Origin of the sequence: Clostridium beijerinckii HUN142, assembly GCF_000621745.1 — a bacterium.
GTDB classification, from domain to species: Bacteria; Bacillota; Clostridia; order Clostridiales; family Clostridiaceae; genus Clostridium; species Clostridium beijerinckii_A.
Window position 1 is genome coordinate 1 of sequence record NZ_KK211343.1, and the last position, 12,125, is coordinate 12,125.

General features: G+C 29.6%; 8 protein-coding genes and 2 pseudogenes. 2 read left to right on the forward strand and 8 right to left on the reverse strand.

Annotated elements, in window-relative coordinates; translation table 11 throughout:
• Positions 1-67: 67 nt before the first annotated feature.
• Complete coding sequence (locus T483_RS0128395) at positions 68-253, forward strand: hypothetical protein (RefSeq protein ID WP_242841860.1); 186 nt, start codon at positions 68-70, stop codon at positions 251-253.
• A gap of 565 nt (positions 254-818) precedes the next feature.
• On the opposite strand, the gene T483_RS31440 is transcribed toward T483_RS0128395, so the two are convergent.
• Positions 819-1,082 (reverse strand): hypothetical protein, encoded by a 264-nt coding sequence (locus T483_RS31440; RefSeq protein WP_026889853.1) that lies wholly within the window; start codon positions 1,080-1,082, stop codon positions 819-821.
• A 306-nt stretch (positions 1,083-1,388) separates the two neighbouring features.
• Here T483_RS31440 and T483_RS0128410 point away from each other — a divergent pair, with 306 nt between their 5' ends.
• Positions 1,389-1,703 carry a hypothetical protein gene (locus T483_RS0128410; protein ID WP_026889854.1) on the forward strand — a complete coding sequence of 105 codons (315 nt, stop codon included), beginning with the start codon at positions 1,389-1,391 and terminating at the stop codon, positions 1,701-1,703.
• A 359-nt stretch (positions 1,704-2,062) separates the two neighbouring features.
• Here the strand turns inward: T483_RS0128410 and T483_RS32570 are convergent.
• The 7 genes and pseudogenes from T483_RS32570 to T483_RS32575 form a co-directional block, all read right to left on the reverse strand.
• A pseudogene (locus tag T483_RS32570) lies at positions 2,063-2,401 on the reverse strand (methyl-accepting chemotaxis protein); the annotation flags it as partial.
• Positions 2,402-2,500: 99 nt separating this feature from the next.
• Positions 2,501-3,544, reverse strand: coding sequence for an HD-GYP domain-containing protein (locus T483_RS0128425; protein WP_026889855.1), 1,044 nt, complete (start codon positions 3,542-3,544; stop codon positions 2,501-2,503).
• A 145-nt stretch (positions 3,545-3,689) separates the two neighbouring features.
• Entirely contained in the window at positions 3,690-4,670 is a 981-nt protein-coding gene (locus T483_RS0128430; protein ID WP_026889856.1) for a diguanylate cyclase domain-containing protein, read from the reverse strand.
• Positions 4,657-5,238 (reverse strand): chemotaxis protein CheB, encoded by a 582-nt coding sequence (locus T483_RS0128435; protein WP_026889857.1) that lies wholly within the window; start codon positions 5,236-5,238, stop codon positions 4,657-4,659. Before T483_RS0128435 ends, T483_RS0128430 begins: the two co-directional genes overlap by 14 nt.
• Positions 5,239-5,287: 49 nt before the next feature.
• Positions 5,288-6,136 carry a CheR family methyltransferase gene (locus tag T483_RS0128440; RefSeq protein ID WP_035790691.1) on the reverse strand — a complete coding sequence of 283 codons (849 nt, stop codon included), beginning with the start codon at positions 6,134-6,136 and terminating at the stop codon, positions 5,288-5,290.
• The gene (locus T483_RS30010; RefSeq protein ID WP_155268562.1) at positions 6,133-9,759 is read right to left on the reverse strand and encodes a response regulator; all 3,627 of its coding nucleotides are present in this window, start codon (positions 9,757-9,759) and stop codon (positions 6,133-6,135) included. Before T483_RS30010 ends, T483_RS0128440 begins: the two co-directional genes overlap by 4 nt.
• Before the next feature lie 1,881 nt (positions 9,760-11,640).
• Positions 11,641-12,125, reverse strand: a pseudogene (locus tag T483_RS32575) (collagen-like protein); the annotation flags it as partial.

Sequence of the window (12,125 nt, forward strand, 5' to 3'; positions counted from 1 at the left end):
AAAAGGAGTTCTATATGGTAAAATAAAGCCGACAACAACATAGTTGGAGGGATAATAAGTGGAAGAGATGATACCATATAAATGCTTAAAATGTGGGATAACAGAAAATATACCTAGGGAGGTTGTAGAATACTTTGATGAGATGGATCAAAGTAATATAGATGAACCGCCTTGTTTTTCATGCGAAAAATGCGGTGGCACTATGAGACCTAAAGAATACAAAGGGGTATACGGAAAAAAATATAAGCTATAATAAGAAAACCATAGGGAAATTAATCTCTATGGTTTTTAACTTAAAATATAATAAATTTCTCCGAAGGAGCGTGGCGCAGCCACTTTGTTCTATGATCCCTATTTCTATTGAAAATTATAGTCACTTAAAAACTATAAATTTTTATTTTTGTAACATTTCTTTCTACTCTACAGTATATTAATTAATATAACCGGCATTTTCTCCATGTCGTGTTGATCTTTTATGTGTATTAACAAAAAATTTATATTACCTTTCATTTTTATAAAAAAGCAGCAGTTAGAAACCTCCTGACTGCTGTTATTATATATCATTAAACATAAAGGGAACAAGGGGAATAAAGATTTCTCTTTACTCCCCTTGTACTAGAATTATTTAATGAACACCCAACTAATCTCTTTAACTCTTACAATATATTATAACATATATTAACAAAATTGTAAACTACTCCAACATCAATTTATATGTATTTATATTTGTCACGCCCTCTTTAAATTATAGTATATTTGTTATAATAGTAATATTTCTTGAAAGAGTAGTAGTCTTACAGTACTAGTATAATATAAAACTATAACTCTTTTAGCCTATAAGCTGTTTCGAAAAATCTAGAATTTTCACATTTACTTAAATATCTGTACTCTGCTATTAATGTTTTTGATTCATATTTTATCTTATTCAATTTCTTTCTGAATATGCGATATTTTAATCTACTATTTATTACACTCCCTATATGATTCCAATCTTTTTTTAATGTTTCTGTGTGAAGCTCAAATAAATTATTATCATAGTCATAAAAATATATAGGATATTCCTCATCTATACTTCTCTTCATAGGCTTATTTGATTCTAGGTCAAGATCTTTGATTTTTTTCCAATAACTCTCTACATCGGAAATTCATATTTTAAATGCTACATGATGATAAGTTCTATTAATAGTGGAAATACCACATTATCTAATTTCCAAAGAACATGATTTTCATTAACTACTGCTTGAAATCTACAATTTATCTAATTTTAATATAGTGCATCATTTTCCTTAACAATTTAGGCTTTGAATATTTTCTCTTGAACTACAAATACTAAAAAAGCAATTAATTTAATTACTTATTATAAGAATAATGAAAGGTGGCCAATAATATTGAAAAAATTTATTTTTATATTTTCTATTTTTTTATTTTTATCATTTAGTATAAGCATAATAGACGCCTTTGCCGCTACTAAAACTTTGCCTCAAGGGATGCATACCTTAAAAGACTCAGGATTATCAACTGGCATTGATTATAATGTTGAAAACAATTCTTCTGGCAGAGCTATGCTTTTTATAATTGACAGTAATCAATTAATACAAGAATCAATTCGATTCGAACCCAACTCTCGCAAATACACTATAAAACCTCTAAACTATGGAGATATAATTATAATCATTGGTGCAGGTAATCTGGAGTTTTCTTAAACTACATATTATAGTACCTTTTTTATATAATTTAAGAAAGATCTGCAACACAACAATTTAAAAAAATTATTATGCAACAACTCTTTAAGAATTAATTATGGAATCTTCTCAACATGGCATGTTGATATAAGTATATCATTGTCTAATATCGCCATTTCGCATTCCGTACTCGCTGTGCTCATGCACTTACGCATACATTTACAGTAGTACCAGTTCTAACGCGAAGGATTGTAAAATTTCTAATACCCTTCCCACATTCCGCTTCACAACCTGTAGGAAGTGGCCTAGGTGGAGGCATGAAAGTAAATCCAGTAAAGATACCTATACCTGCAAGCCATATAAAGTCTATATTATAAATACTAATTATTCTCTTTACTTATCAATTCTTCTGAAACATCAACTATCTCTTGACTCTTAGCTGCTATATCTTGAATAGTTCAAGATATAGTTAATATTTCATCATTTATGTGATTCATCTTAGTCTCAAGTAAATCTGATACTTCAACAACCTTCAAAATTGCTTGCAACATTTCAGATTCTTCATTTCTAGTTGATTGAGCCGTAGTCTTCGATTGATCTGCCAATTTCTTTACTTCTTCCGCAACAACCGCGAATCCTTTTCCTTGCTCACCTGCTCTAGCTGCCTCTATTGCCGCATTTAGTGAGAGTAAATTTGTCTGTTCTGAAATATACACAATATTATTTGAAGCCTCTGTAAATTTAGCTAGCTTTTCATTTATTATATTTTAATAAATCAGTAGCCTGTTCCCTCCTTAGCTACCGATTTATTTCATTATTTATCCTATATTACTTAAAATATTAGCTATCTTTATATCCTTTTCTCTTGAAATATCTAGGAACATATCATCAATTTTTATGATAGGACTTAATATGTCATTTGGAGGTATATATATTATTTTTCCTTCTCTACCATCTTCTAGTATTGCTCTCATACCAATATAATAAGGAGTTAAATTTTCTAAAAGTGCGAAAACAATTGGAATGTCATATTGCTTTAACCCATCTGTCATGAACATCTTAAAAGCCTCAAACGGAATTGTCCCCTTTTTATATACTCTGTTTGAAGTCATAGCATCGAATGTATCGGCTACAGCAATAATTTTTGCATATAAAGTAATATCTTTTTCACGTCTTCCAAGTGGATAACCAGAGCCATCAAGCCTTTCATGGTGCATAAGTATTGCGTTCTTTATATTCTGATTAACAATATTATATTGATCTATTAAATCATAACCCATTACTGGATGTTTTTTCATTTGATCAAATTCTTCATTTGTCAATTTATCAGGTTTATTTAATATCTTATTAGTTATTTTTGTCTTACCAATATCATGCAAAATTCCAGATTGGATTATATCGTTGATAGAATCTAATGGTAAGTTAATCCATTTGGCTATAAGCATAGAATATATACCTACATTCATACAATGAATATAAGTATATTCATCTGTTCTCTTTATAGAATTCAAGCATTCTATTATAATATTTGGTTCATTTAAATATCTTATTATTGATTTGCATACCTGTCTAACCTTATTAAGATTAACTTTACTTGTTGAAATTAATTCACTTATCATTTCCCTAATTATATTTAAGTTGAGATTATAGTCTTCATTAAACTCTTTTATTATACCGCTACATTCTTCATGTTCTGAGATGTACACATACACGCTATACTGACCCATATTTATTAATTTTTCAATAATATACGAATTCAATATTGTATTTCTTGAAACTATCTTGATACCGCCAAGTGTTATATCTTCAGCCAAATGCATTCCTTCTCTACATTTAAATAAGGACACCTTCTTTTTAAGCAATTTTACCACCCTCATTCTACTATCCCTTTTACTAACTATGTACCTGTTGTCGCTTAATTTATGCATATTAACTTCAAATATTGTCTCAATTCTTAGTGAATTGAATGCTTCTCCATATTCTTTGTTCCCTATGTGTACATTATAATTAAGTACTTACAATATTTCTACCATTGGATTTTGCCCTATATAACGCCTTATCTGCGCTTTCTATAAGTTCATCATAAGAACTTTCTAAGTTAGGCTGTATTGTTGCAATTCCTAAACTCAATGTAACATATGGCGATGCTTTAGAGTGCTCATGGACAATTTTTAATCCTTCAACATTTTTTCTTATTACCTCTGCTATAACCTTTGCCCCTTCAATATCAGTTTCTGGTAGTATTGCTGCAAATTCTTCTCCTCCATATCTTGCCGCAAAATCTAATGGCCGTTTTACGCTAGCTGCAATAGTCTTTGCAACTTCAATAAGACACTCATCACCTTTAAGATGCCCATAATTATCATTATATCCTTTGAAAAAATCAATATCAGCCATTATTAAAGATATTGGCTTCTGTGATCGCACACAACTTCTAAGGCTTGTCTCTATATAATTGTCAAAGCTTCTTCTATTAGAAATACCAGTAAGCCCATCTAATGTTGAAAGATTCTCTAGCTTAAAGTTAGCTTCCTTAAGATCAGATAATTCATTTAATTTTAATTCAAGCAGCTTCGTTTGCTCCTCAACTAATTTCTTTTGATTATATAACTCTAAAAACACTCTAACTTTACTTTGAAGGATAATCGGCTCTATAGGTTTAAAAAGATAGTCTACAGCTCCCTTTTCATAACCTTTAAATATACACATCTTCTCCTTGCTTATTGCTGTTACAAATATTATAGGAACATAGCGTGTTTTTGAATTCATTCTCATAAATTCGGCTGTTTCAAATCCATCCATTTCCGGCATTTGAACATCCAAAAGTACAAGTGCAAATTCATAATCAAGCATTAAACTTAATGCTTCATTTCCAGATGTTGCCTTTATAATATTACACTCCATATCTTCTAATAAGCTTTCTAACACCAATAAATTATCTTGTCTATCATCAACAATTAATATGTTAATATTGTTACTTTGTTTCATTCTTCTCCCCCACTAACTCAATTATTTTTGCGTTAATTTTATCTAAAGTTAATATGTAATCTACCTTTGTAGTGCTAATGGCTGACTTAGGCATAAAATATGCTTCCGCAGTATCAGGATCTTGTACTATTGTAATCCCTCCCAATTCTTTAATTCTTCTTAGGCCATTGCTTCCATCCTTATTGGCCCCTGTTAATATAATTCCTATTAATTCGTATCTATAAACTTCTGCTGCTGATTCAAATAAAACATCAATTGATGGTCTTGAATAATTTTCTTTATTGTCAACTGTAAGTGATAACGTTTCATCTTTTTCTATTAAGAGATGATAATTTGGTGGCGCAATATAGACGTTTCCAGGAAGTATGCCTTCCTTTTCATCAGCTTCCTTAACATTAATTTTACATAACTCTTTGAGGTATTTTACAATATATCCATTAGAATGCGAATTTAAATGCTGCACAATTATTACTGGAGCTGCAAAGCTTCTTGGTAAAGTAATTAATATTTTCTTTATTGCATCCATTCCACCTGCTGAAGCGCCTATAACTATTGCTCTATATTTCATATTATCATCCCCATTTTCGTGAGCTTATCCTTAAGTTAGTACTATAAGATTAAATGGTGTATTTCTTTCGATATATCTTTTTATCATCACAGAAAACATCAAAATCTTCTGAATTACTTGAAAACTTAATATTTTCTTTTAAACCTAAACAGAGAAAACATCCATTCCCCAAACTATCATGAAATAACTTTATCACTTTACTTTGCAATTCCTTATTAAAATATATCAGCACATTTCTACATATAATAACATGCATTTCTCCGAATACTCCATCTGTAACTAAATTATGTTCAGCAAAAGTAATCTTTTTTCTAAGTGAACTTTCAAATATAACAGAATCGTACTTTGCGGTATAATAATCAGAAAAGGAAGCAGTCCCTCCTGCTTTCTGATAATTATATGTATACTCTTTTACATCATCTATTTTAAAAATACCACTTTCAGCTTTTCTCAACACTTTATTATTAAAATCAGTTGCATATATCTGAACTCGTTCATACAATCCTTCTTCCTGAAGCAAAATGGCCATAGAGTATGCCTCTTCACCTGTTGAACATCCTGCATGCCAAATTCTAATAAATGGATACGTCTTTAAAATTGGAATAACCTTTTCTCTAAAAGCTTTATAGAAAGCTGGATCTCGAAACATTTCCGTAACATTAATAGAAAAGTCTGATAACAATGTTTTAAAAAACTCTCTATCATTTAATACTTTATGCTGCATCTCTGAAATATTATTTAATCCTGTTTCACCTAATCTTTTAATAATACGCCTTTTAATATGTGCGCTTGAATATTCTTTAAAGTCATATCCATATTTTAAATGTATTCCTTCTAGCAGAAGAGATATTTCAATATCTTCATTTTCAATCTGCTCCTCTATTTGTTTTCGTGTCATTTATATAACCACACCCTTAAAAGTGAAATAAGTCTATCAATTTCTACCGGTTTTGTTAAATAATCATTTGCTCCAGCTTCAATGCATTTTTGCCTATCATCTTTCATGGCTTTAGCTGTTACAGCTATAATTGGTATATTCTGAAGCTTAGGATCCTTTCTAATTTTCTTCATTGCAGTGTATCCATCCATTTCAGGCATCATTACATCCATTATAATTAGGTCTATATCCAAATTTTCATGCAATTTTTCAATACCTTCTGCGCCATTACGTCCGACAATTACACTAATCCCTTTTTCTTGAAGAGCACTTGATAAAGAAAATACATTTCTCATATCATCATCAATGATCAATACATTTTTATTAGCTAAAGAATTCTCTAGTTCATGATTATATTTTATATTTTGAATTTCTTTTCCTTCTAACTTTGATTCTACATCATTAAAGAATAAACTTGCTTCATCAATAAGTCTTTCGATAGAACGATTTCCCTTAATGATTATGCTATCAACATATTTTTTCAATTTCGCTTCATCATCTTGTGTAATATCCTCTTCTGTATGAATTAATATAGGAAAATTAATAATATTTTCCTCCTCTAATTTTTCTAAAAATTCTATTCCGGTCATATCCTTTAATTTTAGATCTAGTATCATGCAATCATATTGTTCAGTTTTTATTAAATTGTATGCCTGTAGACCATTATCTAATAAAGTTACCTCAAAGCCTTTTTCACTTAAATTATTGTATATAGATTTGACTTCTTCTCTATTTTCATCAATAATTAGAAGCTTTTTTAATTTCTTCGACATGTTTGCTTCAATATTATTAAATAAATTATCAATCGAATCTAAATCCGCAGGCTTTCTAATCCACTCTACCAGATTCTTTTGTCTTTCAACTGAGACCTTATCGTCTCTTCCAGAAATCACATGGATTGGTATATTCATAGTTGCCTCCATAGATTTCAATTTATCAGCAACCATCCATCCACTAATATCCGGCAATCCAATGTCAAGTAAAATGGCATCTGGTTTATATCTTTCTGCTAACTCAATTCCTTCTCTACCATTATTTACTGATAAAATTTTATATCCTTTCTTTTCAGCCAACTCAGATAATATGCTTAAAAACTGTTTATCATCTTCAATTATTAAAAGTAATCTTTCACTTTTTCTCTTAATTTCTTCATAGTTAATTTCACTAACCATAGAGCTATTTCCATCATTTACTAGAGTATTTGTTTCTTTATTAATATTTTTAATAGAATAACTTTCTCCTTCTAATTGTTTTAAGTGGATACCATCACTGCTATAACTCGAAATTACTAGAGTAAATGTGCTTCCAACGCCTTCCTTACTTTTTAAATAAATGGTTCCTCCAAGTAAGTAGGCAAGCTCTTTTGAAATAGATAATCCAAGACCTGTTCCGCCAAACTTTCTACTGATTGTTCCATCAACCTGCTTAAATTCTTCAAATATTAATTTTTGCTTATCCTCTGGTATTCCTATCCCAGTATCAGTAACTTCTATGCTTATTAAATTCGTAGCATCTCCTTTTATATTAAAGTATTTAATATCATGTTCTTTAGTTTTACAGATATTCATTCTAATGGAGCCTTCACTTGTAAACTTGAAGGCGTTAGCTAACAAATTGCTTATAATCTGCTGGAGCCTTTGCTTATCTGATGCTATTTTTTCTGGAATTCCCTCTTCAATTCTAACTTCAAAAGCTAAACCTTTTTGTAATGAAATAGGATTAAATAGTCGTTTTATATCTTCAGCTAACTCTACCAAATAAACTTCCTCAAAATTAATATCCATTTTACCTGCTTCTACTTTTGATAAATCTAAAATATCATTGATAAGCCTTAGCAGGTTTTCGCCTGATGAGTGTATAGTTTTAGCATATTCACGCTGCTTATCAGTCAATGTCTCACTATCTTTATTATTTTCAAGCAATTGTGATAATACTAAAATGCTATTTAGAGGAGTTCTTAGTTCATGAGACATATTTGCTAAAAATTCAGATTTATATTTATTGGCCAACTTAAGGTCTTTCGCCTTCCTTTTTATTTCGGAATTTGCTTTCCTTAATTTTTCATTGCTTTCAGATATTACTCTCTTTTGTATTTCTAATTCTCGCGCTTGCTCTTGTAGCTCCTCATTGGATACCTTTAATTCTTCTTGCTGAGTTTGTAAATTCATTTCGGAATGTTTCAAAATTGTAGCTTGCTCTTCGAGCTCTTCATTATTTTGTCTTAGTTCTTCTTGCTGGACTTGCAATTCCTCTGCTTGTACTAAAGTTTTATTAAGAAGTTTTTGCATTTTTACTTGCGCTTTTGTTAAATTAATACTTATAGCAATATTTTCATTAACTTGTTCCATAAATTTCAATTCCACATCTGTAAACTCATTAAATGCTCCCAATTCTATTATGCATTCAACTTCATTATGATAAGTACAAGGGACAATTAAAATATTTCTAGGAATTGAATCTCCAACTCCTGATGTTATTTTCATATAATTCTCTGGTACATCCTTTATTAAGATGGATCTCTTTTCTAGAGCTGATTGTCCTATCAGACCTTCTCCGCAATGAAATTCGTTCGGTAATTCATCACTAATTTTATCAGCATAACTACCAAATAATTTATATGTATTTTTATCTGTTGCAATATAAATCCTACCAACTTGTGCATCTATGTATCTGCAAATGTAGCTAATTATTTGTAAACTTAATTCATTAATATCTTGTATTCCTCTTAACTCTTCACTTAATTCCGCCCGTCCTGCTGATAGCCAACCTTGATTTCTGTTTTCAATAATTAATCCCTTTAATTTGGTCATAAATATGTTAAAATATTTAGCCATATCTCCCAATTCATCCTTAGAATTAATTTCTAATCTCACCTCTAAATTTACATTTTCTTCTGCAATTCCTTTAAAGGTATTTGTAACAACCTTCACTGGTTTTAAAATCATTCTAACCACTAGGCCTGCAATAATTGCTGCTAAAGCAGTTGCTATCGTACCTCCAGCTAACATAATAGTTTTTGTTTGATTCTCCATTTTAACGAGATTAGTATTTCTATTCTGTAATAATCTCTCCTCTTCACTATTAATATCACCTAGTATTAATCGCATATTTTCCATCATAGCCTTTCCATCACCTGATTGAATAATAGCAATTATCTCTTTCAATTCCAATTGTCCTTCTATGACTTTTTGCCTATTAGTTATTATTTTAGTCTTTTCCCAATTCAACCATTCCCTATACTGTTTATCTAAGGCAATTAACCTTTGCTGTTGGTCTATGTTATCTACTGTAAGCTCTTTTAACTCATTATATTGTTGATCATATGAACTTTCCCCTTGATTAAATGGTTCTAGAAAACTTTTATTACCAGTTATTACGTACCCTCTTGCCCCGGTTTCCATATTTATTATGCTATTAAGCAATTCATCTGACTCTCGGATGACTCCATATGTATGAACACTCCACTCAACCGCTTCTGATTCTTTAATAAAATTCATATAACTATTTCCAATTACTACTAACATTATTAATATGACTATACCAAAACCTAAAAACAATTTTTGACCTATCATTAATTTCTTCACGCCCAATATTTTCCCCCTCCTTTGTATATTATTTCTATTGCAATACTTTCATTCAGCTCTATTCAGTGTTTCTTGTATTACCATTACGTAACTTGATAAGTTAGTAGCAAATGATTTTTTATGAAAATTAGTACTTAGTCAAATTATATCTTTATGCCTTACAATTTATCATTATGTAATTAAATTTATTGCTGAATACTATGTTATGTAGACTAATACTTAAAAATATAAAGTTGAGTTTGTGATAAAAAATATATTAGAACTATAGTTTTTATTTCGTAACAAGAAATGAAGAATTATTTAATTAATTTACTAGACATTTAGTTGTTGTAATTATACGGATATTATTTTGTAAACAATCTTTAGATAATACTTAAACATAAGAAGCAGAATACTTTCTTACTAAAAACTTTCGGAATCATTTATATTCCTAATAAGTAATAAAAATGTTAATTTTACATATTATTCACAATTCCTATCGATATACTGTAATTACTGATAACTCCATTATATATTGCAACTTTATAATTTACAATTATATAAAGTAGATAAATATTATATTTTGAATACTGTAGGGGTATTTTCCTAGTAAATTCATATATCCGTTGGTAATTATAACTATAATACCAATACCTTATTAGTGATTTATCAGAAATCACTAATAATAGTCTGATTTTTTACTCTAGATTACATTATAATTTATGTAGAAATGAAGTTATACATACTTTACAATCTTTGATAAGATTAAATAAAGAACTCTACTTCAAATTTAATGTCAAACTTATCTTGCAAATTAAAATGGTATTTGATTATTCGACGCCATAGATACTTTCTAATATCTCTGAGTTCTAGCACTCTTGTAGGTATCAAAAGCCAGGCAGTCTACAATTTTAAAACTCAAGCCCAATCTGATTCCTATTTCTGACTCCTAAACTTAGTATAGTTGTCTATGAATATTTAGAAATTTGCTGATTACATCTTTCATGTTTAATTCCAAACCCCATATAAAATGAAATCTATACAGTATTGTTCTTAAAAATAGATTAATTTTATGACTATAGAAATTATATTAATATGTATTTTAATTAAAATATGATGAATCGAGAATTGAAACGAATATATTAAAGAAACTGTTATCTCTTATTATAGTTTTTATCTTATTATTACCTATTACTCAACGCAATGCATACGCTATTCAGAATCTAGTTAAGATAGGATTATTCTTGCTTTATTCCAACGAATTATTCCTTTTCAAATTAAGGCCAATTACCAAACTGTAAAAGCTTGTGATGGCAATTTATACATTTCATAAAAATAAGCAGTAGTTGGATTGCTCCTAGCTACTGCCTTTGAAACCAAAAATATAATTTATGTAAATGACTTCTATAATACATTATTACTTATTTCTATATATAAATATACAAACTTTTATATATAGAAATAAGGGGAATAAAGATTTCTCTCCATCCCACTTATTCTAGAATTATTTAATGAGAACTAAACATGCTTTTTTATTAATTGCCCAATCACATTATAACATATATTAACATAATTGTTATCAAAACTCATATTATTTATTTTAATTCTTAAGAATACTTTCCTGATACATATCATATATGCATGGTATAGATGATACTGTGTTTGTTAATGAACTTACAATAACACTTTTAACCAGATAATTGTAACATCTAAATATATAACAATAAACATTTCGTATAATTTTATTTTTTGTAATCCTCTATTAATTTTCCTGTCAATTATATCTAGTTCATATTAAATAAATATTTGTTTATCTCTTGCCTTTTATCATTGATCCTACTATAAATATCCTACATTTTTTATACTTGCAATTAGATTATTGAATTTTAAACGCTAAATTTATTAAGGAATACTAAATATAATAGTTGCTGCAGCACCATTTGCTAATGCACCAACATTTCCAGTACGTGTAATTTGAACTGCTAACAAATCACACCTATTAACTGCAACTGGAGGACTTACTGATACTGCACAACAATTTGGAGCTGCTGCGCTACTAGGACCAGTTACAGTTGCGACAATCCCAGTGTCTGTCGTAGTATTACCACAATCTGTACTTCTAATTATTCTAGCACTTACTGTGTCTGTTGCTGCCAATGGTTCAGTTCTAACACTTAAAACTATTCCTATAAGAGTTGAGTTTTCCGGTACTACTACGGTGTTTCTAATAAAACTTGGTGATGAAGTACCCAATCCTAAGAAATCATTGTTTCCAAGTGATTGGTCTGTACCTAAATAAATTGTACTTCCACCTGGCCCTGTTGCTCCTGTTGGCCCTATTGAACCTGTTACTCCTGTTGCTCCACTTGGACCTGTCACTCCTGTTG

Excerpts from the sequence above, each read along its gene's own strand:
- T483_RS0128435 (WP_026889857.1), bottom strand. The coding sequence starts at position 5,238 with ATGAAATATAGAGCAATAGTTATAGGCGCTTCAGCAGGTGGAATGGAT.
- T483_RS0128440 (WP_035790691.1), bottom strand. The coding sequence starts at position 6,136 with ATGACACGAAAACAAATAGAGGAGCAGATTGAAAATGAAGATATTGAA.
- T483_RS0128430 (WP_026889856.1), bottom strand. The coding sequence starts at position 4,670 with ATGAAACAAAGTAACAATATTAACATATTAATTGTTGATGATAGACAA.
- T483_RS31440 (WP_026889853.1), bottom strand. The coding sequence starts at position 1,082 with ATGAAGAGAAGTATAGATGAGGAATATCCTATATATTTTTATGACTAT.
- T483_RS0128395 (WP_242841860.1), top strand. The coding sequence starts at position 68 with ATGATACCATATAAATGCTTAAAATGTGGGATAACAGAAAATATACCT.